This window comes from Pseudomonas sp. R43(2017), assembly GCF_002112345.1.
Lineage (GTDB): Bacteria > Pseudomonadota > Gammaproteobacteria > Pseudomonadales > Pseudomonadaceae > Aquipseudomonas > Aquipseudomonas kribbensis.
Map to the genome: position 1 here is coordinate 632,242 of NZ_NEHJ01000003.1, position 26,825 is coordinate 659,066.

General features: G+C 61.9%; 26 protein-coding genes and 1 riboswitch. Of the genes, 20 read left to right on the top strand and 6 right to left on the bottom strand.

Annotated features, from left to right (window positions below):
* Positions 1 to 61 precede the first annotated feature (61 nt).
* Positions 62 to 646, bottom strand: a complete 585-nt coding sequence (locus tag CAG02_RS11405) for a hypothetical protein (protein ID WP_085710581.1) — start codon at positions 644 to 646, stop codon at positions 62 to 64.
* 166 nt (positions 647 to 812) lie between these two features.
* Positions 813 to 1,039: riboswitch (cobalamin riboswitch) on the top strand.
* A gap of 80 nt (positions 1,040 to 1,119) precedes the next feature.
* On the opposite strand from CAG02_RS11405, the gene cobO reads away from it, so the two are divergent.
* The 14 genes from cobO (at position 1,120) to CAG02_RS11470 (ending at position 12,482) form a co-directional block, all read left to right on the top strand.
* Complete coding sequence (cobO, locus tag CAG02_RS11410; RefSeq protein WP_007950401.1) at positions 1,120 to 1,731, top strand: cob(I)yrinic acid a,c-diamide adenosyltransferase; 612 nt, start codon at positions 1,120 to 1,122, stop codon at positions 1,729 to 1,731.
* Positions 1,728 to 3,023 carry a cobyrinate a,c-diamide synthase gene (locus CAG02_RS11415; protein ID WP_085710582.1) on the top strand — a complete coding sequence of 432 codons (1,296 nt, stop codon included), beginning with the start codon at positions 1,728 to 1,730 and terminating at the stop codon, positions 3,021 to 3,023. Before cobO ends, CAG02_RS11415 begins: the two co-directional genes overlap by 4 nt.
* Positions 3,020 to 3,670 (top strand): 5,6-dimethylbenzimidazole synthase, encoded by a 651-nt coding sequence (gene bluB / locus CAG02_RS11420; RefSeq protein ID WP_085710584.1) that lies wholly within the window; start codon positions 3,020 to 3,022, stop codon positions 3,668 to 3,670. Before CAG02_RS11415 ends, bluB begins: the two co-directional genes overlap by 4 nt.
* Complete coding sequence (cbiB, locus tag CAG02_RS11425; RefSeq protein WP_085710586.1) at positions 3,667 to 4,575, top strand: adenosylcobinamide-phosphate synthase CbiB; 909 nt, start codon at positions 3,667 to 3,669, stop codon at positions 4,573 to 4,575. The genes bluB and cbiB overlap by 4 nt, the downstream gene beginning before the upstream one ends.
* Positions 4,568 to 5,578 (top strand): threonine-phosphate decarboxylase CobD, encoded by a 1,011-nt coding sequence (gene cobD, locus CAG02_RS11430; RefSeq protein WP_085710587.1) that lies wholly within the window; start codon positions 4,568 to 4,570, stop codon positions 5,576 to 5,578. Before cbiB ends, cobD begins: the two co-directional genes overlap by 8 nt.
* Positions 5,575 to 7,026, top strand: coding sequence for a cobyric acid synthase (locus CAG02_RS11435; RefSeq protein WP_085710589.1), 1,452 nt, complete (start codon positions 5,575 to 5,577; stop codon positions 7,024 to 7,026). The genes cobD and CAG02_RS11435 overlap by 4 nt, the downstream gene beginning before the upstream one ends.
* Before the next feature lie 118 nt (positions 7,027 to 7,144).
* Positions 7,145 to 7,666, top strand: coding sequence for a bifunctional adenosylcobinamide kinase/adenosylcobinamide-phosphate guanylyltransferase (cobU, locus tag CAG02_RS11440; RefSeq protein ID WP_085710590.1), 522 nt, complete (start codon positions 7,145 to 7,147; stop codon positions 7,664 to 7,666).
* A complete protein-coding gene (gene cobT / locus CAG02_RS11445) occupies positions 7,663 to 8,718 on the top strand; it encodes a nicotinate-nucleotide--dimethylbenzimidazole phosphoribosyltransferase (RefSeq protein ID WP_085710592.1) in 1,056 nt (351 codons plus the stop codon). The genes cobU and cobT overlap by 4 nt, the downstream gene beginning before the upstream one ends.
* Complete coding sequence (cobC, locus tag CAG02_RS11450) at positions 8,715 to 9,290, top strand: alpha-ribazole phosphatase family protein (RefSeq protein WP_085710593.1); 576 nt, start codon at positions 8,715 to 8,717, stop codon at positions 9,288 to 9,290. The genes cobT and cobC overlap by 4 nt, the downstream gene beginning before the upstream one ends.
* 1 nt (position 9,291) lies before the next feature.
* The gene (locus tag CAG02_RS11455; protein WP_085710594.1) at positions 9,292 to 10,023 is read left to right on the top strand and encodes an adenosylcobinamide-GDP ribazoletransferase; all 732 of its coding nucleotides are present in this window, start codon (positions 9,292 to 9,294) and stop codon (positions 10,021 to 10,023) included.
* Positions 10,024 to 10,079: 56 nt separating this feature from the next.
* The gene (locus tag CAG02_RS11460) at positions 10,080 to 10,484 is read left to right on the top strand and encodes a MarR family winged helix-turn-helix transcriptional regulator (RefSeq protein WP_007950413.1); all 405 of its coding nucleotides are present in this window, start codon (positions 10,080 to 10,082) and stop codon (positions 10,482 to 10,484) included.
* A gap of 54 nt (positions 10,485 to 10,538) precedes the next feature.
* The gene (locus CAG02_RS11465) at positions 10,539 to 11,747 is read left to right on the top strand and encodes an MFS transporter (RefSeq protein WP_085710595.1); all 1,209 of its coding nucleotides are present in this window, start codon (positions 10,539 to 10,541) and stop codon (positions 11,745 to 11,747) included.
* Positions 11,744 to 11,869 (top strand): hypothetical protein, encoded by a 126-nt coding sequence (locus CAG02_RS30030; RefSeq protein WP_256576024.1) that lies wholly within the window; start codon positions 11,744 to 11,746, stop codon positions 11,867 to 11,869. Before CAG02_RS11465 ends, CAG02_RS30030 begins: the two co-directional genes overlap by 4 nt.
* Positions 11,870 to 11,921: 52 nt before the next feature.
* Positions 11,922 to 12,482 (top strand): glutathione peroxidase, encoded by a 561-nt coding sequence (locus CAG02_RS11470; protein WP_085710596.1) that lies wholly within the window; start codon positions 11,922 to 11,924, stop codon positions 12,480 to 12,482.
* Positions 12,483 to 12,563: 81 nt separating this feature from the next.
* Here the strand turns inward: CAG02_RS11470 and CAG02_RS11475 are convergent, their stop codons facing one another.
* From CAG02_RS11475 to CAG02_RS11485, 3 genes are all read right to left on the bottom strand, one after another.
* Positions 12,564 to 13,835, bottom strand: a complete 1,272-nt coding sequence (locus CAG02_RS11475; protein WP_085710597.1) for an OmpP1/FadL family transporter — start codon at positions 13,833 to 13,835, stop codon at positions 12,564 to 12,566.
* A 146-nt stretch (positions 13,836 to 13,981) separates the two neighbouring features.
* Positions 13,982 to 14,464, bottom strand: coding sequence for a hypothetical protein (locus CAG02_RS11480; protein WP_085710598.1), 483 nt, complete (start codon positions 14,462 to 14,464; stop codon positions 13,982 to 13,984).
* Positions 14,465 to 14,740: 276 nt separating this feature from the next.
* Complete coding sequence (locus tag CAG02_RS11485) at positions 14,741 to 14,965, bottom strand: hypothetical protein (protein ID WP_007950419.1); 225 nt, start codon at positions 14,963 to 14,965, stop codon at positions 14,741 to 14,743.
* Positions 14,966 to 15,916: 951 nt separating this feature from the next.
* On the opposite strand from CAG02_RS11485, the gene CAG02_RS11495 reads away from it, so the two are divergent.
* Together CAG02_RS11495 and rmuC are read left to right on the top strand one after the other, a co-directional pair.
* Positions 15,917 to 16,240: a hypothetical protein gene (locus tag CAG02_RS11495; protein WP_085710599.1), complete on the top strand. Its 324-nt coding sequence runs from the start codon at positions 15,917 to 15,919 to the stop codon at positions 16,238 to 16,240.
* 175 nt (positions 16,241 to 16,415) lie between these two features.
* Positions 16,416 to 17,780, top strand: a complete 1,365-nt coding sequence (gene rmuC, locus CAG02_RS11500; RefSeq protein ID WP_170931591.1) for a DNA recombination protein RmuC — start codon at positions 16,416 to 16,418, stop codon at positions 17,778 to 17,780.
* A gap of 9 nt (positions 17,781 to 17,789) precedes the next feature.
* Here the strand turns inward: rmuC and CAG02_RS11505 are convergent, their stop codons facing one another.
* A complete protein-coding gene (locus CAG02_RS11505) occupies positions 17,790 to 21,260 on the bottom strand; it encodes a hybrid sensor histidine kinase/response regulator (protein WP_085710601.1) in 3,471 nt (1,156 codons plus the stop codon).
* Positions 21,261 to 21,396: 136 nt separating this feature from the next.
* Positions 21,397 to 21,939, bottom strand: coding sequence for a TetR/AcrR family transcriptional regulator (locus CAG02_RS11510; protein WP_085710602.1), 543 nt, complete (start codon positions 21,937 to 21,939; stop codon positions 21,397 to 21,399).
* A gap of 91 nt (positions 21,940 to 22,030) precedes the next feature.
* Here CAG02_RS11510 and CAG02_RS11515 point away from each other — a divergent pair, with 91 nt between their 5' ends.
* From CAG02_RS11515 to CAG02_RS11530, 4 genes are all read left to right on the top strand, one after another.
* Positions 22,031 to 23,218, top strand: coding sequence for an MFS transporter (locus CAG02_RS11515; RefSeq protein ID WP_085710603.1), 1,188 nt, complete (start codon positions 22,031 to 22,033; stop codon positions 23,216 to 23,218).
* Positions 23,219 to 23,270: 52 nt separating this feature from the next.
* Positions 23,271 to 23,582, top strand: a complete 312-nt coding sequence (locus CAG02_RS11520; RefSeq protein WP_085710604.1) for a cupin domain-containing protein — start codon at positions 23,271 to 23,273, stop codon at positions 23,580 to 23,582.
* A 105-nt stretch (positions 23,583 to 23,687) separates the two neighbouring features.
* The gene (locus tag CAG02_RS11525; RefSeq protein ID WP_085710605.1) at positions 23,688 to 24,839 is read left to right on the top strand and encodes a TDT family transporter; all 1,152 of its coding nucleotides are present in this window, start codon (positions 23,688 to 23,690) and stop codon (positions 24,837 to 24,839) included.
* Positions 24,840 to 24,937: 98 nt separating this feature from the next.
* Positions 24,938 to 26,812, top strand: coding sequence for an MFS transporter (locus tag CAG02_RS11530; protein ID WP_085710606.1), 1,875 nt, complete (start codon positions 24,938 to 24,940; stop codon positions 26,810 to 26,812).
* The last annotated feature ends 13 nt before the right edge of the window (positions 26,813 to 26,825 follow it).

Here is a 26,825-nt window from a genome sequence, read left to right on the forward strand (position 1 = left end):
ATCTTCCCTATGAATGCATTCCTAATCATAGAGAAGCACACCAGCCCGATGGTTCAACCCCTCAGCCGCGTGCCTCCTTGAACAGCACGGCAATGCCGGGGTGATAGTTGCCGGCCTCGCTGCGCAATTTGCGATAGGCGTACGGGAAGTACCAGGCGACGGCGCAGGTATGTTCCTTTTGCAGGTCGTCGACCATGTCCTGCAGTTCTTCCGGGCTGGCGCTGTGCTGGGCTTTCTGTGGGGCGACGAACAGACAGCCGAGTTTGAGATCGCTGGCGTAGCTGATGCGCTTGGCGTCGCTGGTGATATCGGCCAGAGCCTGGGTCAGATTCAGGCTGTTGACGCGCGGCCAGCGCTGGGTCGCCTGAATGTAGGCGCGATCTTCGGCGCCGGCCAGGAACAGGTCGGCGCGGGCATTGCGTTCGCCTTCCTCGTTCTGTTTGCGCGTGGCGGTGTCGCGCAGGGTCACCAGTTCGGCCATCCACGCGGCGGCGGACAGCAGGCCGAGGTTGGCTTTTTCGTCGTGCCAGTACGGTGTGTCGTTGTCGCCGCGCACGGCGTTGTAGCGGTCGATACAGTCAAACCATCGTTCCAGCACCGGGCGCAGGAATTCCAGCCGCGGATTGCTGATGATCATGCCTTGCATGGTGCTCTCCCTTGTTATTGTGATGTGCTCTCTGCAGTCAAAAAGCATGGCTCTTTGATATCACTGCTGACAGTGTGGCACAAGATTGGCGTCAGATAATTGATCGACGGCAGTTATTTGCCGCACGACCCCCTCTTCATTTGACGCTCCACCCCCAACCCTCTAACCTTCGCGGCTTGTTTCAGGTGCTCTGTGACCGCTGTCGACAGAGTGAAACAGGGAAGCCGGTGAGGATTGTCTTCAAGCGAAGAACCATCACGATCCCGGCGCTGCCCCCGCAACGGTAAATGAGTGAAAGCTGCGTCGGATGCCACTGCTGCAAAGCGGGAAGGCGCGCAGCCAGGCGAACGCCGCTCATGAGCCCGGAGACCGGCCTGATCCATCCAGCGGCATCACGGTGGGCGATGCCAGGCTTGTTGCCGTCTATTCTTGTGCCTGCCCGCCGTTATCCAGCCTCAACGGAGAGCTCCCCCATGACTGATTCCCCCGAACGCGACGAGCGCCATCTGGCGCGCATGCAGCGCAAAAAAGCCGTGATCGACGAGCGCATCGCCAATTCGCCCGACGAATGCGGCTTGGTGCTGGTGCTCACCGGCAACGGCAAAGGCAAAAGCAGCTCGGCATTCGGCATGCTCGCCCGCGCCATGGGCCACGGCATGCAGTGCGGCGTGGTGCAGTTCATCAAGGGCCGCAACAGCACCGGGGAAGAGCTGTTCTTCCGCCGCTTCCCCGAGCAAGTACGTTTTCATGTGATGGGCGAAGGCTTCACCTGGGAAACCCAGGATCGCCAGCGCGACATCGCCGCCGCAGAAGCTGCATGGGAAGTCTCCCGTGAGCTGCTGCGTGATCCGTCGATCGGTCTGGTGGTGCTCGATGAACTGAACATCGCCCTCAAACACGGTTACCTCGATCTGGATCAGGTGCTCAGCGATCTGCAGGCCCGTCCGCCGATGCAGCATGTGATCGTCACCGGTCGCGCCGCCAAGCCGGAAATGATCGAGATGGGCGACACCGTCACCGAAATGGGCATGATCAAGCACGCCTTCCAGGCCGGCATCAAAGCGCAGAAAGGCGTCGAACTTTGAATCAACCACGTCACTGCCCGGCGGTACTGATCGCCGCGCCGGCCTCCGGCCAGGGCAAGACCACCGTCACCGCCGCGCTGGCCCGCTTGCATCGCAATCAGGGCCGCAAGGTCCGCGTGTTCAAGTGCGGCCCGGACTTTCTCGACCCGATGATCCTCGAGCGCGCCAGCGGTGCGCCGGTCTATCAACTGGACATGTGGATGGTCGGCGAGCAGGAAAGTCGTCGTCTGCTGTGGGAAGCCGCCGCTGAAGCCGATCTGATCCTGATCGAAGGTGTGATGGGCTTGTTCGATGGCACGCCGTCGAGCGCCGATCTGGCGCGGCATTTCGGCGTGCCGGTACTCGGCGTGATCGACGGCACCGCCATGGCCCAGACCTTCGGCGCACTGGCCCTGGGCCTGGCGCGTTATCAGCCGGACTTGCCGTTCGCCGGGGTGCTGGCCAACCGTGTCGGCACCGTGCGCCATGCGCAATTGCTCGAAGGCAGTCTCACTGAAGGCCTGCGCTGGTATGGCGCATTGTCCCGGGAAACCGGGATCGAACTGCCAAGCCGCCATCTCGGCCTGGTGCAGGCCGGTGAGCTCAATGACCTCGATGTACGTCTCGACGCCGCCGCCGAAGCGCTGGCCGGCACTTGCGAGGTAGCGCTGCCACCGGCCGTGGAGTTCGCTGCACCTGAAGTCGTGAAGACCGAAAGACTGCTCGAAGGCGTGCGGATTGCCGTCGCCCGTGACGAAGCCTTCGCCTTCACCTACGGCGCCAGTCTCGACCTTCTAAGGGCGATGGGTGCGGAATTGAGTTTCTTCTCGCCGATCCGCGATACGCAATTGCCCGAAGCCGACAGCTTGTACCTGCCCGGCGGCTATCCGGAATTGCACCACGTTGCCTTGTCGCAGAATGCCGACATGCTCAAAGCGATTCGCGGGCATCACGCCGCCGGCAAACCGTTGCTCGCCGAGTGTGGCGGCATGCTCTATCTGCTCGACTCGCTGACCGATGTCGAAGGCACACGCGCCGAACTGGTCGGGCTGCTCAAAGGGGATGCAGTGATGCAGAAGCGCCTGGCGGCTCTGGCCTTGCAATCGGTCGAATTGCCGGAAGGCTTGCTACGCGGCCACACCTATCACCATTCCCTGACCACCGCCGAACTGACGCCGATTGCCCGAGGCCACAGCCCCAATGGCGGGCGCGGCGCCGAAGCGGTGTATCGGAAAGGGCGGATGACTGCCTCGTACGTGCACTTTTACTTTCCGTCGAACCCGTCGGCGATTGCCGCACTGTTGGTGCCATGACCGACAACGCCTTCACTGAAACCGAGCGCGCAGCGGTCTACCGCGCCATCGCCGAACGCCGCGACATGCGCCACTTCAGCGGCGGCACGGTCGAGCCGGAACTGCTGCGCCGTTTGCTGGAAGCCGCCCATCAGGCACCAAGCGTCGGCCTGATGCAGCCGTGGCGTTTCATCCGCATCAGCGATCGCGCCTTGCGCGGACAGATCCAGAATCTTGTGGAAGAAGAACGGGTACGCACCGCCGAAGCCCTCGGCGAGCGCAGCGACGAGTTCATGAAGCTCAAGGTCGAGGGCATCAATGACTGCGCCGAGGTGCTGGTCGCAGCCTTGATGGACGATCGCGAGCGGCACATTTTCGGCCGCCGCACGCTGCCGGAAATGGACATGGCCTCACTGTCCTGCGCGATCCAGAACCTGTGGCTGGCGGCGCGCGCCGAAGGCCTGGGCATGGGCTGGGTGTCGCTGTTCGAACCGCAGGCGCTGGCCGATCTGCTGCAACTGCCGGCCGGGGCCAAGCCGCTGGCAGTTCTTTGCCTGGGGCCGGTCAAGGAATTCTATCCGGCGCCGATGCTGGTACTCGAAGGGTGGGCGCAGGCGCGTCCGCTCAATGAGCTGCTGTATGAAAATTTCTGGGGAGTGAGTCAATGAGTGTGGCGTTGCTGAGTGTCGCCGCGGTCGCGCTGGATGCGCTGCTGGGTGAACCGAAACGCTGGCATCCGCTGGTAGCGTTCGGCAATTTTGCCGGGCGCATCGAGCAACGATTCAACACCGGCGGGCGCGGCTGGCGCAGCCATGGTGTCACCGCGTGGGTGATCGCGGTGCTGCCGCTGACGTTACTGGCCACGGCATTGTCCTGGGCGCCGTATGTGGGCTGGATCGTCGAGATCGTCGCGCTGTATTGCGCCCTCGGCATGCGCAGTCTCGGCGAGCACGTCGAGCCGGTGGCCAAGGCCCTGCGCAGCGATGATCTGGAGGAGGCGCGCAAACGCGTGGGGTATCTGGTCAGCCGCCAGACCAGTGAACTGGACAGCACCGCCGTCGCCCGCGCCGCCACCGAATCGGTGCTGGAGAACGGCAGCGATGCGGTGTTCGCCGCGATCTTCTGGTTTGTCGTGGCCGGTGCGCCGGGCGTGGTGCTCTATCGCCTGAGCAATACCCTCGACGCGATGTGGGGTTATCGCAACGAACGCTTCGAGCGTTTCGGCTGGGCAGCGGCAAAAATCGACGACGTCCTCAACTACATTCCTGCACGTCTGGTGGCGTTGACCTACGCGCTGCTGGGCAAGACCCGACTCGCGCTGAAATGCTGGCGCACCCAGGCGCCGAAGTGGGACAGCCCGAACGCAGGCCCGGTGATGGCTGCCGGCGCAGGTGCCTTGGGCGTCGAACTGGGCGGGCCGGCGATCTATCACGGCGAGCTGCACGAGCGTCCGCAACTGGGCGAAGGTGTGCCGGCGGATGCCGATTCCATCGATCGCGGCTGGCAATTGGTCCAGCGCGGGGTATGGTTATGGCTGCTGATTCTCTGCGTGGGGGCTGAATTCTATGCTTGAGCACGGTGGCCGGCTGCGCAGGGCGGCGCTGGAATACGGCATCGCCGAAGAAGACTGGCTCGACCTGTCCACCGGGCTGGCGCCGTGGCCGTTTCCGGTCCCGGAGATCCCGTTGCGCGCCTGGGCGCGTTTGCCGGAAACCGATGACGGTCTGGAGCAGGCAGCGTGCGACTACTACGGTGCCGCTCAGGTGCTGCCGGTGGCCGGTTCGCAGATGGCCATCCAGTTGCTGCCGCGATTGCGTCGGGCCGGCAAGGTCGGTGTGCTGTCGCCGTGTTATGCCGAGCATGCCGAGGCCTGGCGGCGCAGTGGTTACATCGTGCGCGAGGTGCTGGAGCAGGAAGTCGATTTCTTCCTCGACAGCCTCGACGTACTGGTGGTGGTCAACCCGAACAATCCCACTGGCCTGAGCCTGACGCCGGCGAAGTTGCTCGACTGGCATGCACGGCTGGCCCAGCGCGGCGGCTGGCTGGTGGTCGATGAAGCGTTCATGGACAACACCCCGCAACTGAGCCTGGCGCCGCATACCCATCAGGTCGGACTGATCGTGTTGCGTTCGTTCGGCAAGTTTTTCGGGCTGGCCGGTGTGCGGCTTGGGTTCGTGCTGGCCGAGCGCAAGTTGCTCAGATTGCTGGCCGAGCAGGTGGGTCCCTGGGCTGTCAGCGGGCCGACCCGGGTGCTGGGGCAGGCCTGCCTGCAAGACACCGAAGGTCATACCCGCCAGCGGATCCGCAGCGACGAAGCCAGCGAACGACTGGCTGCGCTGCTCGAACGCCATGGCTTCAAACCCCAGGGCGGCTGTGCGCTGTTCCAGTGGCTGATCACCGAGCATGCTCACGCACTGCACGAATTCATGGCCCGTCGCGGCATCCTCCTGCGTCTCTTTACGCACAACAGCAGCCTGCGTTTCGGTCTGCCGGCCAATGCCGCCGATGAGGCGCGTCTTGAGCAGGCTCTGCAAGCGTTCGCCGTGGACCGCTCTATGGACAAGAAACCCGCATGACTACGTTAATGGTGCAAGGCACCACTTCCGATGCCGGCAAAAGCACGCTGGTGACGGCGCTGTGCCGCTGGGCGACCCGTCAGGGTGTTGCCGTGGTGCCATTCAAACCGCAGAACATGGCGCTCAACAGCGCGGTGACTGCCGACGGCGGCGAAATCGGCCGGGCGCAAGCGGTGCAGGCGCAGGCCTCGCATCTTGAACCGCATACCGACATGAACCCGGTGCTGCTCAAACCGAACAGCGACACAGGCGCCCAGGTCATCATCCACGGTCGTGCGGTCACCAGCATGAACGCCGTTGCCTATCACGACTACAAAGCCATCGCCATGCAGGCGGTGCTCGCCTCCCACGAGCGCTTGAGCGCCGCGTATCCGCTGGTGATGGTCGAGGGCGCGGGCTCGCCGGCTGAGATCAATCTGCGCGCCGGTGACATCGCCAACATGGGTTTCGCCGAAGCGGTGGACTGCCCGGTGCTGCTGATCGCTGACATCAATCGTGGCGGCGTGTTTGCCCATCTGGTGGGCACGCTGGAGTTGCTGTCATCGAGCGAGCAGGCCCGGGTGAAGGGCTTCATCATCAACCGTTTTCGTGGCGATATCGCCTTGCTGCAACCCGGCCTCGACTGGCTGGAGCAGCGCACCGGCAAACCCGTGGTGGGCGTGTTGCCGTACGTGATGGATCTGCACCTGGAGGCCGAGGACGGCATCGACCAGCGTCAGACCGACAAGGCCGAGCAAGTCCTGAAAGTGGTGGTGCCGGTACTGCCGCGCATCAGCAATCACACCGATTTCGATCCGCTGCGTTTGCATCCGCAGGTTGACCTGCAATTCATCGGCCCGGGGCAAGCGATTCCGCCAGCCGATCTGATCATCCTGCCGGGCTCGAAAAGCGTGCGTAGCGATCTGGCCTATCTGCGCGCCAATGGCTGGGAAACCGCCATCAGCCGGCATCTGCGCTATGGCGGCAAGCTGCTGGGAATTTGCGGCGGCCTGCAAATGCTCGGCGAGCAAGTGCATGATCCGCTCGGCCTGGAAGGCGCGCCGGGCTCCAGCGCCGGTCTGGGCCTGCTGGCATTCGAAACCCAGCTCGAAGCCGAGAAGCAGTTGCGCAATGTGCGCGGGCGTCTGGCGCTGGAAAATGCCGAGGTCAGCGGTTATGAAATTCATGCGGGTGTGACGACCGGAACTGCGCTGGAAAACGCCGCTGTGCATCTGGACGATGGTCGTTGCGACGGCGCCCAAAGCTCTGACGGCCAGATATTCGGCACCTACCTGCATGGCCTGTTCGAATCGCCGGCGGCCAGTGCGGCGCTGTTGCGCTGGGCCGGTTTGAGCGATGTGCAAGAAGTGGATTACCACGGCCTGCGCGAGCGCGATATCGAGCGGCTGGCGGATCTGGTGGAGAAACACCTGGATACTGATTTGTTGCGTCAACTCTGTGGAATGTGATGCCCATGCTGGCCCCATCGCGAGCAAGCTCGCTCCCACATTGAAATGCGATCCATTGTGGGAGCGAGCTTGCTCGCGAAGGCGGTAGCTGTAGCACTGATATTTATAGGATGTATCCATGCTCCAACTAATCCTCGGCGGCGCCCGCTCCGGCAAAAGTCGCCTGGCCGAAAAGCTCGCCACCGACAGCGCGCTGGCCGTGACGTACATCGCCACCAGTCAGCCGCTGGATGGCGAGATGAATGAACGCGTCGCTCATCACCGCGCCCGTCGTCCTGCCGAATGGGCATTGATCGAAGAGCCGCTGGAACTGGCCCGTGTGCTGCGCGAAACCGCCAGCACCGAGCGCTGCCTGCTGGTGGATTGCCTGACGCTGTGGCTGACCAATCTGCTGATGCTCGAAGACGCCGAACGTCTCGCCGTCGAACGCGAAGCCCTGCTCGAATGCCTGGCGTCGCTGCCGGGTGAAATCATTTTTGTCAGCAACGAGACCGGAATGGGTGTCGTGCCGCTGGGCGAATTGACTCGCCGCTACGTCGATGAAGCCGGTTGGCTGCATCAAGCTCTGGCCGAGCGTTGTCAGCGAGTCGTTCTGACGGTCGCCGGCCTGCCCCTGACTCTGAAAGGACCTGCGTTATGACTCAAGCCTGGTGGCTGAACCCGTGCAAACCGGTGGATACCGACGCCGTTGAAAATGCGGCGGCGCGTCAGCAGCAATTGACCAAACCTGCCGGCTCCCTCGGGCAGCTCGAATCGGTAGCGGTGCAACTGGCCGGATTGCAGGGCCGGATCAAGCCGACACTCGATCAGGTCTGGATCGCGATTTTTGCCGGCGACCACGGCGTTGTCGCCGAAGGCGTTTCCGCGTTCCCGCAGGAAGTCACCGGGCAGATGCTGCTGAATTTCGTCAGTGGCGGCGCGGCGATCAGCGTGCTGGCGCGGCAACTCGGTGCGCAACTGGAAGTGGTGGATCTGGGCACCGTGACCCCGTCGCTGAACCTGCCAGGCGTGCGTCATCTGAACATCGGCCCGGGCACGGCGAATTTCGCCAAGGGCGCGGCGATGACTCAGGCTCAGGGCGAGCTGGCCTTGCAGGCCGGCCGCGACAGCGTGTTGCGCGCAAAAGCGGCGGGCGCGCAACTGTTCATCGGCGGCGAAATGGGCATCGGCAACACCACCGCTGCCAGTGCGCTGGCTTGTGCCTTGCTGGATTGCCCGGTGGTGCATCTGACCGGTCCCGGCACTGGATTGAATGCCGAAGGCGTCAGTCACAAGGCGCAGGTGATCGAGCGGGCGCTGGCGCTCCACGCGGCGCAACGTGGGGATGTATTGCAGACCCTGTTCAATCTCGGCGGCTTCGAGATTGCGGCTTTGGTCGGCGCGTATCTGGCGTGTGCTCAGGAAGGTGTGGCGGTGCTGGTGGACGGTTTCATCTGCACGGTCGCGGCGCTGGTGGCGGTGCGGCTGAATCCTGCCTGCCGTGAATGGCTGTTGTTCGGCCATCGCGGTGCCGAGCCGGGTCATCGTCATGTACTGGAAACCCTTGGCGCCGAACCGCTGTTGGAGTTGGGCTTGCGTCTGGGCGAGGGCAGCGGCGCGGCGTTGGCGGTGCCGTTGCTGCGCCTGGCCTGCGACCTGCACGGGCAGATGGCGACCTTCGCCGAAGCGGCCGTGGCAGACCGCCCGGCATGACCTTGCGTCTGGATCTGCTGCGCCACGGTGAAACCGAACTCGGCGGCGGCCTGCGCGGCAGTCTCGACGATGCACTGACCGAAAAGGGCTGGGCGCAGATGCGCGAGGCGGTGATCGGGCAGGGGCCGTGGGATCGGCTGGTCAGTTCGCCGTTGCAGCGTTGCGCGCGGTTTGCTGAAGAGTTGGGCGCGCAACGGGATCTGTCGGTGTCTCTGGACAAGGATCTGCAAGAGCTGCATTTCGGTGCCTGGGAAGGGCAGAGCGCGGCGGCGTTGATGGAGACCGATGCCGAAGCGCTTGGACTGTTCTGGGCCGATCCCTATTCGTTTACTCCGCCGCAGGGTGAGGCGGTCAGCGACTTTTCAGCGCGGGTGCTGGCGGCGGTCATGCGTTTGCACGCGGCACATGCGGGGGAGCGGGTGTTGCTGGTCAGTCATGGTGGCGTCATGCGCCTGTTGCTGGCCCGGGCCCGTGGTTTGCCCCGTGAACAACTGCTCAATGTCGAAGTTGCTCACGGCGCGCTGTTTTCGCTGATCGTCGAGTCCGATGGTTCGCTCAAGGAAGTGTGCTGACATGCTGCCCCTGTGGATCGCCCTGCAATTTCTCAGCAGCCTGCCGATTCGTCTGCCGGGCATGCCGGCGCCCGAAGAACTCGGGCGCTCGCTGCTGTTTTATCCGCTGGTGGGTTTGCTGTTCGGCGTGATTCTCTGGGCGCTGAACATTGCTCTGGTCGGCGCGCCATTGCTGCTGCATGCCGCGTTGTTGCTGACGGTGTGGGTGCTGCTCAGCGGCGCGCTGCACCTCGACGGCCTGGCGGACAGCGCCGATGCGTGGCTGGGTGGTTTCGGTGATCGCGAGCGCACGCTGACGATCATGAAAGATCCGCGCAGCGGGCCGATCGCGGTGGTGACGCTGGTGCTGGTGTTACTGCTCAAATACGCCGCGTTGCTGGCGTTGATCGAAAAACAACAGGGTATGGCGTTGATCATCGTGCCGCTGATGGGGCGAGCAGCGCTGCTCGGGCTGTTCCTCACTACCACCTATGTGCGGGCCGGCGGGTTGGGGCAGGCGCTGGCCGATCATCTGCCGCGCAAAACGGGTTGGCAGGTGCTGGTGGTGAGTGCGGCGGTATGCACGCTGATCGCCGGGTTCAACGCTGTCGTGGCGCTGCTGCTGTCGGTCGTCGTGTTCATCTGGCTGCGGCATTTGATGGTGCGGCGACTGGGCGGAACCACGGGCGATACGGCCGGTGCCTTGCTGGAATTGCTGGAGATGTCAGTGCTGGTCGGGCTGGCCTTGTTTTGATAAGTAACTTTGATCTGTAACTTGATTTAACAGACTCGCGGGTATATACACGCATCATGCTTCCTTCTCAGTGTTTGTGCACCAACCTGCGTCGCGCCGCCCGTGGCGTCAGCAGGCATTACGACGGCGCTCTCGACGGCTTCGGGATCAACGTTGCCCAGTATTCTCTGCTGTGCAACCTGCAGCGTCTGGATCAACCGAGCATTTCCGAACTGGCCGAGGCCATGGGCCTGGATCGCAGCACCCTCGGGCGCAATCTGCGGGTGCTGGAAGGCGAGGGCCTGGTGGCGCTGGCCGAAGGCGAAGACATGCGCAACCGCATCGTCCGGCTCACCGAAACCGGCGCACAACGCCTGGCAGCGGCCCTGCCGGCCTGGGAAGCGGCGCAGCAGCGGTTGATCGACCGACTGGGTGCCGAGAAGCGTGAAACCTTGCTGCGGCTGTTGGATGAACTGGCCTGAGGGCCGGTTTTTTCCGAATCTAAGCGGGTATATACCCGCGACTGGAGAATAACAATGAGTTCGATGTGGCGTACGTGCGGTTGGGTGTTGCTGGGGAGTGCGCTGATTCTGGCGTTGTCATTGGGCGTGCGGCACGGTTTTGGGCTGTTTCTGTCGCCGATGAGCGCCCAGTTTGGCTGGGGGCGCGAGGTGTTCGCCTTCGCCATCGCCTTGCAGAACCTGATCTGGGGCCTGGCACAACCCTTCACCGGCGCACTGGCCGACCGCTTCGGCGCGGCAAAGGTGGTGCTGATCGGTGGCGTGCTTTACGCCTTGGGCCTGGTGTTCATGGGGCTGTCGGAGACCGCTTTGGGTCTGTCCCTGAGTGCCGGTTTGCTGATCGGTATCGGGCTCTCCGGTACTTCTTTCTCGGTGATTCTCGGTGTGGTTGGTCGTGCCGTTCCGCCGGAAAAACGCAGCATGGGCATGGGTATCGCCAGCGCCGCCGGGTCCTTTGGTCAGTTTGCGATGCTGCCGGGCACCCTCGGGCTGATTGGCTGGCTGGGCTGGTCGGCGGCATTGCTGGTGCTGGGGCTGCTGGTGGCGCTGATCGTGCCGCTGGTGAGCATGCTCAAGGACAAGCCGCTGCCGGTGCTCGGGCATGAGCAAACGCTGTCTGAAGCCCTGCGCGAAGCCTGTTCGCATTCCGGGTTCTGGCTGCTGGCGTTCGGTTTCTTCGTCTGCGGTTTCCAGGTGGTGTTCATCGGTGTGCACCTGCCGGCCTATCTCGTCGACCAGCATCTGCCGGCTACCGTCGGTACCACGGTGCTGGCGTTGATCGGCCTGTTCAACATCTTCGGCACCTACACCGCTGGCTGGCTCGGCGGACGCATGTCCAAGCCGCGCTTGCTGACCGGGTTGTACCTGCTGCGGGCGGTGGTGATCGTGCTGTTCCTCTGGCTGCCGGTGACGACGACTACGGCGTATCTGTTCGGTATGGCGATGGGGTTCCTGTGGCTGTCGACGGTGCCGTTGACCAACGGTACGGTGGCGACCTTGTTTGGCGTACGAAACCTGTCCATGCTCGGCGGAATCGTGTTCCTGTTCCACCAGCTCGGCTCGTTCCTCGGCGGCTGGCTGGGCGGGGTGGTGTATGACCGGACCGGGAGTTATGACTTGATCTGGCAAGTGGCGATTCTCTTGAGCCTGTTGGCGGCCGCGCTGAACTGGCCGGTGCGCGAGCGTCCGGTCGAACGTCTGCAGGCCCGTACGAGCGCTGCATGAAGCGAATCTGGCCACGAATCGCCATCACCGCACTCGGCGCTGTCTTGCTGGCGCTGGTGTGGTGGGGCTGGCATCAGGGCGGCCTGGCGCTGATGCAGTTGGGTATGGGCGCTTGCCTGTAGGCTCTGAGGGCGAGTAACGTCGGGTTCTGACGAATGCTCAAGGATGCCCGACATGCTCAAGCGCTGGTGTGCTGTTCCCGCGTTGCTGATGGCGTTGACCGGATTGGCCCAGGCCGCGGACTGTCCGGAGTTGCTGCAAGGTTCGCTGCCCAAATTGCGGGCCAAGGAATCCATCGACCTGTGCCAGCGCTACGCCGACAAGCCGCTGGTGGTGATCAACACCGCCAGCTTCTGTGGTTTCGCCCCGCAGTTCGAAGGCCTCGAAGCGCTCAACCAGCGCTACAAAGCGCAAGGGCTGGAAATGCTCGGTGTACCCTCCAATGACTTCAAGCAGGAGTCCAAGGACAGCGCCGAGACCGCCAAGGTCTGCTACGCCAACTACGGCGTGACCTTCACCATGACCGAGCCGCAGAAAGTCCGTGGTGACGGTGCCACCCATCTGTTCCAGGTGCTGGCCGCGCAAAGCAGCGCGCCGAAGTGGAATTTCTATAAATACGTGGTCGATCGTCAGGGCAAGGTGATCGCCAATTTCTCCAGTCTGACCAAACCTGACGATCCGGAGTTTTTGGCGGCCATTGAGAAAGCCATTGCATCCAAACCCCTGAAACCCTGATCGACGCCCATTAAAAAGCCCCGCCTCTGTCGAGAGAGCGGGGCTTTTTAATGGGCGAGGGGTTAGCCTCGCCGTACAGCATCAGAAGCGGTAGGTCGCACCGACACCGAAACCGTTTGCCGAGTTTTCATACTTGGCATCGTAGGTCTGGCCACGATCGTTTTCGTTGCGGATCTTGACGGCTTCTTCCTTCAGGTACGAGTAGGCGACGTCGATGGTCAGGTCGTCAGTCGGGCTCCAGCCGGCACCGATGCTGAAGATGGTCCGGTCACCGGTCGGGATGCGCGGCGAACGGTCGACGTTGTTGGTCGGCGACTGGTCGAAGGTCAGACCGGTACGCAGTACCCATTCCTTGTTCAACTGGTAGGAAGTACCGACGGCGTAAGCCCAGCTGTCATGCCAGTTCTGCTCTTCGGTGATCTCGCCGAACTGACCGGCCAGCAGAGGCTGTACACCGGAGTTCTTGACGGTGATCTTTTCCAGCTGGCTCCAGCGGGTCCAGGTGGTACCGGCATAGACGTTCCAGCGGTCGTTGATCGCCTGGGTGACCGAGAAGTCCACGGACTCAGGGGTAGTGATCTTCAGCGAAGCGTCGTACTTCTGGCTGGCGCCCAGGCCGACTGCGGCCAGTGCACCGTAGTTGACCTTGGTGTTGCCTTCGAGCTTGTAGTCGACTTTCGAGTGGTAAGTCAGGCCCAGGCGAGTCGTATCGGTCGCTTGTACCAGAACACCGATGTTGTAGCCCAGTGCGGTGTCGTCACCCTTGATCTTGACCTTGCCGTCCGGCAGGGCCTGGGTGATCGACAGGTTGGATTCCAGGGTGCCGTCGATACGGTTGATGGTCGGACCGAAACCGATCGACACAACGTCGTTGAACTTGTAGCTGACGGTTGGCTGGAAGGTGATGACTTGTACTTCGGACTTGCTGCCGAAGTAGCGGCCGGCAAAGCCTTTTTCGTAGTCGGTAATCAGGCCGAAGGGTACGTATACACCCAGGCCGAATGCCCAATGCTCATCGATCGGCTTGACGTAGAAACCCATAGGAACCGAGGTGAAGGGCACCATGTCGCCTTTGTTGCTGCCGCCGTTGGGGCTGGAGCTGGCGTCGCTGATATCGGTCTTGGCATCGAGGAATGCAACGCCACCGGTGACTTGTTCGCGAGTGAGGCGCGACATGCCGGCAGGGTTGCCGTAAACAGTGCTTGCGTCGTCGGCAGAAGAAGATCGCCCGGCGTACCCGGTCCCCATCCCGCTGATGCTGTGTTCGTTGATGGCAAAGCCAGCGGCGAAAATCTGCGTGGATGCCAGGGAAACGGCGAGGCTAATGGTGGTTTTGAGCATTACTTTTTTCATTATTAGAACTCCTGGTGATCACCGGGGCGAAAATTACCAACATTTTCGTCCCAGCGCTATAGTCCGTATGGCTTGAGTTAGAGCGGTTTTGTAGGACAATCCGACCGGATTCGCGACCCGTTGGCCGATCTTGCGAAACCGGTGAGTCAGCACGCGACCTGATTCAGCGGTGAAACACAGGTCTGCCATGCACAGGTGAAGTCGCGCAGACGACCCTGGGGCTGAAAGGTCTGACGCCAGATACGGGCCATTGCGAGCAGGTCGTCCGGGTCGGGGAGGGTGGGGGTCTGTTCTTCCACCAGCAGCCAGGCAATGGCAGTGGCGTAACGCAGGTTGACGGTCAGTTCGAGGTGCGGGCTGCTGAGAAAGGCATGCTGGCTGGCGAGGCCGCGAACCAGGCTGGCGCGCTCCGGATCGAGCGCCAGGTAATGATCCCACAACGCCTGGTGGCGATGTTCGGCAATCCGGTACAGGCCGTGGCCACGGCGGTCATGCAGGGCGGAACCCAGGGCGGACTGGCTGGCGGCGATGCCCAGCAGCAGGGATTCAGCAGTGGCGCAGTGTCGTCCCAGATAAATCAGCGTCGGACGGATCACATAGCGGCACAGTTCGCTGGCAGCGATACCCATAAAACCCTCGGATCTTGTTATCGGGCGGCGAGACCTGAAGGGGAGCTTGGCAGCTGTGGATCGAATCAGGCCCGCCGGAAGCGGATCACGCCGCTTGAGTTGAAGTGTAGTGTCATATTCGCGACGTAAAGGCCTGTTTTTAAAATATTTCCGGCGGGCAGTTATAACCGTTATATCGGTTGGTGCTTAACCGGGAAGGGTAAAAAGAGAAACATCGGGCAATAAAAAGCCCCGCTTTTCAGGCGGGGCTTTTGCTTTTGCAGCCATTTCTGCCTCTCAGGCGATCAATGCCTGACGGGTGCGATCAATCACGGCCTGCAGCGGTTCGGCGCTGGAGTATTGATCAGGGTACAGACGCTCGCTGTGGCGGGCGATCCCGTGTTCATTGACCACGGTGAAGCTGAAGCAGCCTTTGCGAGCGGCCATGATCAGGCAGTTCATTGGAGCAAAAGCGTTGGTTAGGGTGCGAATGGCATCCTGAGTCTGGATTTGAGTAGACATAGTTATTAGGTGTTCCTACAAATGACACGGATAAGAACCGTGCAACGTTAAAACGTTCCAGTAACGCAGACCACCATTGGTCGAACGAAGAACCCGACTGGAACAAAGCAGCCAGTTTGAAGCGCTGATAAGTTGGCGCGCTTGGGCTGGCAGGTAGGTACTTAGGAGGACAGGCAACACATCGAGGGCAGAGGTTCTGGGCCCGGGGTGAAGATCCTGATCAATTTGCAGGTTGGTTCGGTCAGAGTAAGAGGTCTTTGCAACATCCTTTGATTCGATTCAAAGGCTGTGTCGTCGCAAGATTTACCTGGAAACCATCGAGGGGTCGGGCCCGCTTTTTCGGTGGAGGCTTCTCTGAGAGAAGGCTGACCGTGGGGGTTGTTCGACCGGAATTGACTTTCAGCTTGGTACTAACGCCGCGGATACTAACGGAACACATCGAGGAAGGCAAACCTGATTTTTAAAAAGAACAGACGGACTGTTCCTTGAGCCCCGGCCCCGCCCCGATCTGGCTCACATTCCGACCGTCGGTCGTCGCGGTGGGCAAGCCGAACAAGCACAGCGCAGGGGCTTATCCCCAGCGGGGCTGGCAAAACGACCCGAAAAAGCGCACCGATATAACCGCGTAACAGGTACTTGTGCACATTAGTTGCGCGGACGGTAACGACGCTGTCACATCGAACCTGACCCCGGTGGCTGCCTGTAACGAAAGTTTAAGTCAATGAAAAACATCGCTTTTTTTTACTGGTGAAAAAATCGTCAGTTTGACTGCGGGCCCCATTCCACAAGGCTTTGCGGCGAGTCGGGGGCGGTTGTCCACTGAGTTATCCACAGCTTCTGTGGATTGTCCCGAGCGCTTGCTCTAGCACGGGCGTGCCGGGTTTTTTCGACTTTACCTGTGCGAAAAAAAGAGTAGAGTGGCGCGCCCTTCGATCCGTCCCACAGTGCTTTATGAAGTTTCGTTCATCTCCAGATTCTGTTACTTCCCAACCCCCTCGTGTTACCGCTCCCAAGCGATTTTCCGTGCGCGTGGCCGAATGGCTGCTCGACAGCCCGCGCCTGGGCGACAGCCAGAACGCCAAACACCTCGCCGGCCGCCTGCTCAAACAACCGGCCCGGGAAGGCGTGGTCGCGGCGCAAAGCCGCCTTGGCCAGTTGATGTGCCGTGAGTGTGGCAACGCCCGGGATCGTCGTATCGGCCAGGATCTGCTGCGTCAGGCCGCCCGTGCGGGTGATCGGCGTGCGCAACAGGAACTCGGCCTGATCGAAGACTGAGCTGTCCAAGACCTGACGCCTTGGTTAACCTTCAGGCTTTATTGGATCGGCGGGAATCACTATGGCGATGGACTTGACCAGCATCTTGCTTGGCTTGGCAGGCGCGGCGTTACCGCTGCTGGCACTGGCCTGGCAACTGCAGCGCCGGGCCAGTCATGGCGAGTCCGAAGTCGCGTTGCTCGAAGAGCGGCTGGCCATGGCGCAAATGGCCCAGGACGGTCTCAACGCCCAGCTCGAAGCCTGTCGCGACGAAATCGCCGATCTCGGCCAGGCCAATGCCGCCAAACAAGCCGATCTCGCGGCCGTGCGTCGTGAGGTCGAACTGTTGCAGATCGAGCGTGACGACGCCCGTGACGCCGCCCATGCCTGGAACCTAGAGCGCGCCAGCAAGGAAGCCGAACTGCGGCGCCTGGATGCTCAGGCTGCTTCCCTGAATGCTGAATTGCGCGAGCAGCAGGAAAGCCATCAACAACGTCTCGATGACCTGCAAGGCTCCCGCGACGAGTTGCGCGCCCAGTTCGCCGAACTGGCGGGCAAGATCTTCGATGAGCGTGAACAGCGTTTCGCCGAAACCAGCCAGCAGCGCCTAGGGCAGTTGCTTGATCCTTTGAAAGAACGTATCCAGTCCTTCGAAAAACGGGTCGAGGAAAGCTATCAGGCCGAGGCTCGCGAGCGCTTCTCGCTGGCCAAGGAACTTGAGCGCCTGCAGCAACTGAACCTGCGCCTGAGCGATGAAGCGACCAACCTGACCCGCGCGCTGAAAGGCCAGAAAACCCAGGGCAACTGGGGCGAGCTGATTCTGGAGCGGGTGCTGGAGCATGCCGGGCTGGAGAAGGGCCGCGAGTACCAGACCCAGGTCAACCTCAAGGGCCCGGACGGCGAGCGCTTCCAGCCGGACGTGATCATTTACCTGCCGGGCGACAAGCAGGTGGTGGTCGACTCCAAGGTCAGCCTCACGGCGTACCAGCAATATGTGGCGGCCGACGACGATGCCATCGGCCAGATCGCCATGAAGCAGCACGTGCTGTCGCTGCGCAGTCACGTCAAAGGCCTGGCCGGCAAGGACTACAAACGTCTGGAAGGCTTGCACAGCCTCGATTTCGTCTTGCTGTTCGTGCCCATCGAAGCGGCGTTTTCCGCGGCGCTGCAAGCCGAACCGACGCTGTTCCAGGAAGCCTTCGACCGCAATATCGTGATCGTCAGCCCGACCACGCTGCTCGCCACCCTGCGGGTCATCGACAGTCTGTGGAAACAGGAGCGCCAGAGCCAGAACGCCCGGGAAATCGCCGAGCGTGCCGGATGGTTGTACGACAAGTTCGTGCTGTTCATTCAGGATCTGGACGAAGTCGGCAATCGTCTGCAGCAACTGGACAAAGCCTACAGCGCAGCGCGCAACAAACTGACGGAAGGGCGCGGCAACCTGGTCAGCCGCAGCGAGCAGCTCAAACTGCTCGGCGCGCGAGCGAGCAAGAGCCTGCCGGCGGATCTGCTGGAACGCGCCATGACCGATGCCGACGGGTTGGTCGAACTGCCTGAATAAGCCGCTCTTCTAGAGCGGCAAGTAGCGACTCAACAACGCCCGCAACGCCGCCGGTTTCACCGGTTTGGCCAGATAATCCAGCCCCGCCGCATGCACCTGCGCCACGGTTTCCGGGTGCCCGTCGGCGCTGATCACCACGCCGGGCACCGGTTCGCCCAGGCTTGTACGCAACCAGGCCATCAGATCGGTACCGGTCTCGCCGTGATCGAGGTGGAAGTCCACCAGCGCCAGTTGCGGCCGCACGCCATTGTTGAGCAGCGCCGCGCATTCCTCGCGGTCGCGCGCCGTCCACACCTGACAACCCCAACGCGTGAGCAGGCTGTTCATGCCGATCAGGATGCTGTCTTCGTTGTCGATGCACAGCACCTGCGCGCCGCTGTGCAGCTTGCCGTTGAGTTCGACCGCCGAGCTCGGCTGCGCAGTCTGCGTACGCGCCAGCGGCACCCGCACACTGAACACGCTGCCGCGCCCCGGCCATGAACGTACGCGCAAGGTGTGCCCGAGCACCCGGCACAAGCCGTCGGCAATCGCCAGACCCAGGCCCAGGCCTTTCTCGGCGCGGGTCTGGTGGCTGTCGAGGCGTTTGAACTCTTCGAAAATCACTTGCTGCTTGTCTTCCGGAATCCCCGGCCCGCGATCCCACACCTCAAGGCAAACCTCGCCCTGTCGCCGACGCACGCCCAGCAATACCGGGCCTTTGGCGTAGCGGAAGGCATTGGTCAGGAAGTTCTGCAGGATCCGCCGCAGCAACTTGATGTCGCTGTCGATGCGCAAGTGACTGCCGCGCACCCGGAAGCTCAAGCCCTGTTCCTGCGCCAGAACCTTGAACTCGGCACCGAGGGTGTCGAACAGCTCATTGACCGCAAACGGCTTGCGATCCGGGTTTATCTTGCCGTTTTCCAGGCGGGAAATATCCAGCAGGTCGCTGATCAGGTCTTCGGCCGAGCGCAGCGAACTGTCGAGATGCTGCACCAGTTTCTGCGCTTCGCCGCTCAAACCGTCGTCCTGATGGGAGAGGGCGGCGGAGAACAGCCGCGCTGCGTTCAAGGGTTGCATCAAGTCGTGACTGACCGCTGCAAGGAAGCGGGTTTTCGACTGGTTGGCCGCCTCGGCGTTGCCTTTGGCTTCCGTCAGCGCGACGTTGAGTTGCGACAGTTCCTGAGTCCGTTCGCTGACCCGTTGCTCCAGCCCTTCGTTGGCCTCGGTCAGTGCCTGTTCGGCTTCGCGGAACGCGGTGATGTCGGTGAAACTCATGACGAAACCGCCGCCGGGCATCGGGTTGCCGATCAGTTCGATCACCCGGCCATTGGGGAACAATCGCTCGGAGGTGTGGGCGCGGCCCTGACGCATCCAGTGCAGGCGTCGGGCGACGTGGACTTCCGCTTCGCCGGGGCCGCATAAACCGCGCTCGGCGTTGTAGCGAATGATGTCGGCAATCGGCCGGCCGACACTGATCAAGCCGTCCGGATAATTGAACAACTCCAGATAGCGCCGGTTCCAGGCCACCAGTTTCAGTGACTGGTCGACCACGCTGATGCCCTGGGTGATGTTTTCGATGGCGCCTTGCAGCAGCGCGCGGTTGAACTGCAGCACTTCCGAGGCTTCGTCGGCAATCCGGACGACGTCCTCCAGCTGCATTTCCCGACCTTCGATGGCGGCTTTTACTACAGCTCGCGTCGAAGAAGCGCCGAGGACACCGGCCAGCAATCGCTCGGTGTGGGCGATCCATTCACCGTCGGCGTTCTGGTTCGGGTTGAAGCCTTTGCCCTGGCGATAGGCGAAGCGGATGAAACTCTGCCGCGCACGTTCCTCACCGACAAATCGTGCCGCCAGTTGCAGCAAGTCGTCGATTTGCACCGCCAACATCGAGCGGGCGCTCGGCCGGGCGCTGATTTCCTGACCGATGAAGCGTCCGGCCTGCCAGTGTTCCGACACCCGGGTCCGCGACAGTACCGAGACCCAGGCGAACAGGGTGAAGTTGCCCGCCAGCGACAGCACCACGCCTTGGGTCAGCGGGGTGATCGGCAGGTTCAGCGGGTTGCTGTGCAGCCAGGCAAGTCCCGGGAACGTTTCCAGCGGCACGCCGAGGCTGCGAGCCGCAATCGGCAGGATCAAAGTGTAGAACCACAGGAACGTGCCAGCGGCGAGGCCGGCGAACACGCCCCGGCGGTTGGCCTGTTTCCAGTACAGCGCGCCGAGCATGGCCGGCGCCAGTTGGGTCACGGCGGCGAAGGCGATCTGGCCGATGGTCGCCAGGCTCGCGGTGGAACCGAGCAGGCGGTAGCTGACGTAAGCCAGCAACAGAATGACCACGATGCTGACCCGGCGTACCGAAAGCATCCACTGGCGGAAGACTTCGAACGGCCGCTCGGCATTGTTGCGCCGCAACAGCCACGGCAACAGCATGTCGTTGGACACCATGGTCGACAGCGCCACACTCGCCACGATCACCATGCCGGTAGCCGCCGATGCGCCACCAATGAACGCCAGCATCGCCAGCGCCGGGTGGGCCTGGGCCAGCGGCAGGCTGATGACGAAAGAATCCGGGAGAACGGAGCTGGGCAACATCATCTGACCGGCCAGCGCGATCGGGACTACGAACAGCGCGGCCAAGGCCAGATAAGTCGGGAACACCCACTTGGCCAGGCGCAGATCCTGCGGGTCGATGTTTTCCACCACGGTGACGTGGAACTGCCGGGGCAGGCAGATGATCGCCATCATCGCCACACCGGTCTGCACCACCATCGACGGCCAGTTGATGGTTTCTTTCCAGTATTCCTCAAGGCGCGGGGCGAGCATCGCCTGATTGAACAGGTCGTCGAAGCCGTCATACAGGCCATAGGTGACGAAGGCGCCGACGGCGAGGAAGGCGAACAGCTTCACCAGTGACTCGAACGCAATCGCCAGCACCATGCCCCGGTGGTGCTCGGTGGCGTCGAGGTTGCGCGTACCGAAGACGATGGTGAACAAGGCCAGTACCAGCGACACGATCAGCGCCGTGTCCTGGGCGCGGGTGCCCATGGCATCGGCGCCGGCGCCGATCAGCAGGTTCACGCCGAGGACAATGCCTTTGAGTTGCAAGGCTATATAAGGCAGAACGCCGACCAGACAGATCAGCGCCACGACCACCGCCAGCGATTGGGATTTGCCGTAGCGGGCGGCGATGAAGTCGGCGATGGAGGTGATGTTTTCCTGTTTGCTGATCATCACCATTTTTTGCAGGACCCACGGCGCGCCCAGCAACAGCAGGATCGGCCCGAGGTAGATCGGCAGAAATGACCACAGTTGTTCGGCGGCCTGACCGACTGCACCGAAGAACGTCCAGCTGGTGCAATAGACCGCCAGCGACAGGCTGTACACCCAGGCACGCATCCGCGGCGGCAATGGCGCGCTGCGACGGTCGCCGTAGAAGGCGATGGCGAACATGATGGCCATATAGGCCAGGGCGACGGCGGCGATCAGCCCGGTGGACAACGACATGGAGCACTCCCGACAGAATACGACCGGACTCACGCCCGGCCAGACAGTCTCGCATGTGCGCGGCGGTTAGTCAGTGTCGACCAAGGTCGTGGCGTGGCGGGGTGTCGCAGGCGCAGAACCGGGCGGTTCTGCGCTGTCAGTCCTGACGCAGCGCGATGTCGATCAGCCGGTGCAGTTCTTCGACTTCAAGCGGTTCCACGGCAAACAGAATGCGAAACACCGTCGGCGAAACCACCAGGTTGATCAGGTGATCCACGCTTGGTGGCGACTGATCCGGGAAGCGATCGACAATGGTCTGCAACTGATCGGCAATGATCGCGATGCAGAATCCCGGTGTGGCGCTGGCCTGCACGTCACGCATGACATTGCGCCCCGGCTCGGAACTCATTTCGTCCAGATACTGCTCGGCCCAGGCGCGGATATCACCGCGCAGGCTGCCGGTTTCCAGCGGATCGCTCTCAGGGCGCAAGCGGGCGAGGGCGACGTCGGCGAGCAGCGCCGCCAAATCGCCCCAGCGCCGATAAATGGTAGAGGGCGTAACCCCGGCCCGCGCGGCAATTTGCGGGACGGTCACGGTGGAACGCTCCTGTTCTTCGAGGAGTGCACGCACGGCGCCGTGAATCGATTCCTGCACCCGGGCGCTTCGGCCGCCGGGACGGCTACTTTCTTTAATAGGCATGTGTCAGACCTTAACACAAAGAATTTGCTTTAAGCGCAAGTCGGGCGCACACTCCGCAAAAGCAAAAAAATAGCTTTTAAGGAGTATGCTCATGACCGGCCTTGCTTCCAACCGTTCCAGCCTGTGGTTTCTGGCGATCACCTTACTCAGTTTTCTCGCCGCTTCCACTGCGCCGACGCCGTTGTATCACCTGTATCAGGACCACCTGCATTTTTCGGCAGCGGTGCTGACCCTGATTTTCGGCGTTTACGCGCTGAGTCTGCTGGCCGCGTTGCTGACGGTCGGTTCGTTGTCGGATCACCTGGGACGCAAACCGGTGATTTTCACTGCGGTTGTCCTGAACGCTTTGGCGATGTTGCTGTTCATTTATGCCGACAGCGTCGGCTGGCTGATCGGCGCGCGAGTGCTGCAGGGATTTGCCACCGGCATGGCTACTGCCGTGTTGAGCGCGACACTGCTGGACACTGACCGTCAACAAGGGCCGCTGATCAACAGCGTGGCACCGTTGCTTGGCATGGCGCTAGGTTCGATGGGCTGCGGTTTGCTGGTGGAGTTCGCGCCTGCACCACTGCAACTGACCTATTGGCTGCTGCTCGTGCTGTTTGTGTTGCAGGGGATTTATGTCTGGCGCCTGCCGGAAAGTGTCTCGCCTCAAGCCGGAGCATGGGCCTCGCTGCGGCCGACCCTGCATGTACCGGTTCAGGCTCGCTCCACACTCTGGCGCGTATTGCCGTTGAACACCGCGACCTGGGCGCTCGGCGGTTTCTATGCCTCGCTCGCTCCGTCGCTGGTACGCACGACGACCGGTTCCACTTCCAATTTGATCGGCGGCGCGACCGTGGCGGCGTTGACCGTTACCGGCGCCCTGATGATCTTCACTTTGCGCAATCGTCCTGCCTCCCGGGCGCTGCAACTTGGCGCAAGCCTGCTGCCGGCCGGCATCGTATTGATGCTGCTGGGCGTGCACAGCGCCAGTCTGTCGCTGTTCTTCTTCGGTACGCTGGTCGCCGGGTGTGGATTCGGCTCCGGGTTTCTGGGGGCGGTGCGCAGTCTGGTGCCGCTGGCGTTGCCCCATGAGCGCGCCGGGTTGATGTCGGCATTCTATGTACTGAGTTACCTGGCGTTCTGTCTGCCAGCATTGCTGGCCGGGCACTTCACCCACAGCCTCGGCCTGCTGGCGACCACCGATGTGTATGGCGCGGTACTGATCTTACTGGCGGTCGGCGCGCTGTTGATGAGTTTCCGTGCGCAGGCGGCCAAGACCTGCAGCGCGCCATAAGCCTGCGGATTCGGTTAGCCTTGGCCAGCCCATTCTTCTCACGGATCGACTCATGAAGATTATCCGCAGCAAGTCCTTCACCGCCGAGCGTGCCTGGGGCGCGCTCGACATCGCCAACATGAACGGCATCACCACGCGTCTGCACTGGACCGACCAGCCGTACAAATGGCACGTCAACGACGGCGAGGAAGTGTTCGTGGTGCTCGACGGTCAGGTGCTCATGCATTACCGCGAAGAGGGCGAAGAAAAGCAGGTGCAGCTCGATGTCGGTGACATCTTCTATGCGTCCGTCGGCACTGAGCATGTTGCCCACCCGCAAGGCGCCGCGCGGATTCTGGTGATCGAAACTGAGGGCAGCGTTTAGGTCTATATCTGATAAATAGATAACAGTTAGAGAAATTACCCGTTATATAGATATTCGATTCGGTTCTACCATGGGCTCAACCTCACCTGAGGACAGGAGTTCATGATGATTTGCCCAAACAGTGCCAAACCCGGTATCAAGCCTTTCAGCCAGCTTCAGCATCCCCGTGAAGTGATCCGCCAATTCACACCGAACTGGTTCGCCGCGACCATGGGTACCGGTGTGCTGGCGTTGGCGCTGGCCCAACTGCCCGTCGCCATTCCGGGACTGCACGCCGTGGCCGAAGGGCTGTGGATGTTCAACATTCTGTTGTTCGTGCTGTTTACCGCTGCCTACGCCGCACGCTGGATTCTGTTTTTTGATGAAGCGCGGCGGATCTTCGGCCACTCCACGGTTTCGATGTTCTTCGGCACCATTCCCATGGGCCTGGCGACCATCATCAATGGCTTTCTGCTGTTCGGCCTGCCGCGTTGGGGCGAGGGCGTCATTCATCTGGCTGAAGTGCTGTGGTGGCTGGACGTGGCGATGTCGCTGGCCTGCGGTGTGCTGATTCCCTACATGATGTTTACCCGTCAGGAACACAGCATCGATCAGATGACCGCCGTCTGGCTGTTGCCGGTGGTGGCGGCGGAAGTGGCGGCGGCCAGCGGCGGACTGCTCGCGCCGCACTTGGCCGATGCGCACTCGCAACTGGTAGTGCTGACGACCAGCTACGTGCTCTGGGCCTTTTCCCTGCCGGTGGCGTTCAGCATTCTGACCATCCTGCTGTTGCGCATGGCCCTGCACAAACTGCCCCACGAAAACATGGCCGCATCGAGCTGGCTCGCATTGGGGCCGATCGGCACCGGTGCCCTGGGCATGTTGCTGCTGGGCGGCGATGCGCCAGCGATCTTCGCGGCCAACGGCCTGCCGGGGATCGGTGAAATCGCTTCGGGTCTGGGCCTGGTGGCCGGGATCACGCTCTGGGGTTTTGGTCTGTGGTGGATGTTGATGGCGCTGCTGATCACCGTGCGCTACCTGCGCGATGGCATCCCGTTCAACCTCGGCTGGTGGGGTTTTACCTTCCCGTTGGGCGTGTATTCGCTGGCGACCCTGAAGCTCGGCAGCACGCTGAACCTGACTTTCTTCAGCGTGGTCGGTTGTGTGCTGGTGACGTTGCTGGCGGTGATGTGGCTGATCGTCGGCAAGCGCACATTGCAAGGCGCCTGGCGCGGCGAGCTGTTTGTTTCACCGTGCATTGCAGGTTTGAAGAAATAACCTGAAAAGTTTAGGTAAGGTGTGGCCTGGATCGCGGATCGACATTCCAATAAGCGTATCCAGGCCACTCGTTACCCAACATCAGGGACACACGGAAGATGAGTCACCCCTCACAGTTCAACCTGCTGCGTACCCGGCGCTTCCTGCCGTTCTTCATCACCCAGTCGCTGGGCGCGTTCAACGACAACGTGTTCAAGCAATCGCTGATCCTCGCCATTCTCTATCGGCTGACCATCGAAGGTGACCGCTCGATCTGGGTCAACCTGTGTGCGCTGCTGTTTATTCTGCCGTTCTTTCTGTTTTCGGCGCTGGCCGGACAGTTCGGCGAAAAGTTCGCCAAGGATGCGCTGATCCGTCTGATCAAACTGGCGGAAATCGCCATCATGGCCGTGGGATCCGTCGGTTTCCTGTTCGATCACCTGTCGCTGATGCTGGTGGCACTGTTCGCCATGGGCACGCACTCGGCGCTGTTCGGGCCGGTGAAGTATTCGATCCTGCCGCAGGCCTTGCACGAGGATGAGCTGGTCGGCGGTAACGGTCTGGTGGAAATGGGCACGTTTCTGGCGATTCTGGCGGGCACCATCGGCGCCGGGGTCATCATGTCCTCGTCGCACTATGCGCCGTTGGTGTCGGCCGCGATTGTCGGCATCGCCGTACTCGGTTACCTCGCCAGCCGCAGCATTCCCCGGGCGGCGGCCGCTTCGCCGGAAATGCGCCTGAACTGGAATATTTTCAGCCAGTCCTGGGCCACGCTGAAACTCGGTCTGGGCCAGACGCCCGCGGTGTCGCGCTCGATTGTCGGCAACTCGTGGTTCTGGTTTGTCGGGGCGATTTATCTGACACAGATCCCGGCTTACGCGAAGGAGTGGATGCACGGCGATGAAACCGTGGTCACCCTGATTCTCACGGTGTTTTCGGTCGGTATCGCTCTCGGCTCGATGCTTTGCGAGAAGCTTTCCGGGCGCAAGGTCGAGATCGGTCTGGTGCCGTTCGGCTCGTTCGGCCTGACGGTTTTCGGGCTGTTGCTGTGGTGGCATTCCGGTGGAATTCCGGAGAGTGCCGTTGGCCACAGCTGGACTGAAGTGCTGGGCTTTGGTCACACCTGGGCCGTGCTGGTCGACATCCTCGGCCTTGGCATCTTTGGCGGTTTCTACATCGTGCCGCTGTATGCGCTGATCCAGTCGCGCACCGCCGAGAACGAGCGGGCGCGAGTGATCGCGGCCAACAACATTCTTAACGCGCTGTTCATGGTGATTTCCGCCATCGTCTCCATCGTGTTGCTGAGCGTGGTCAAACTGTCGATTCCGCAGTTGTTCCTGGTGGTCTCGCTGCTGAACATCGGCGTCAACGCCTACATCTTCAAGATCGTCCCCGAGTTCAGTATGCGTTTCATGATCTGGCTGCTCAGCCATTCCATGTACCGCGTCGAGCATCGCAACCTTGAAGCGATCCCCGATGAGGGCGCGGCGTTGCTGGTGTGCAACCACGTATCGTTCGTCGATGCCTTGCTGATTGGCGGCGCGGTGCGTCGGCCGATTCGCTTTGTCATGTACTACAAGATCTACAACCTGCCGGTGCTGAACTTTATCTTCCGCACGGCGGGGACGATTCCTATCGCCGGACGCCAGGAAGACATCCAGATCTACGAAAAGGCCTTCACCCGGATTGCCCAGTATCTGAAGGACGGTGAGCTGGTGTGCATCTTCCCCGAAGGCAAGTTGACCGCTGACGGTGAGATCAACGAGTTCAAGGGCGGGCTGACGCGGATTCTCGAAGAGACGCCGGTGCCGGTGATTCCGCTCGCGTTGCAGGGGTTGTGGGGGAGTTTCTTCAGTCGCGATCCGAATAAAGGGTTGTTTCACCGCTTGTGGTCGCGGGTGACGCTGGTGGCGGGTTCGCCGGTGGCCGTTGAAGCGGCGCAACCTGCGGAGTTGCAAGCGTTGGTCGGGGAGTTGCGCGGGACTGTCAGGTAGTAGTTTAGAAAGC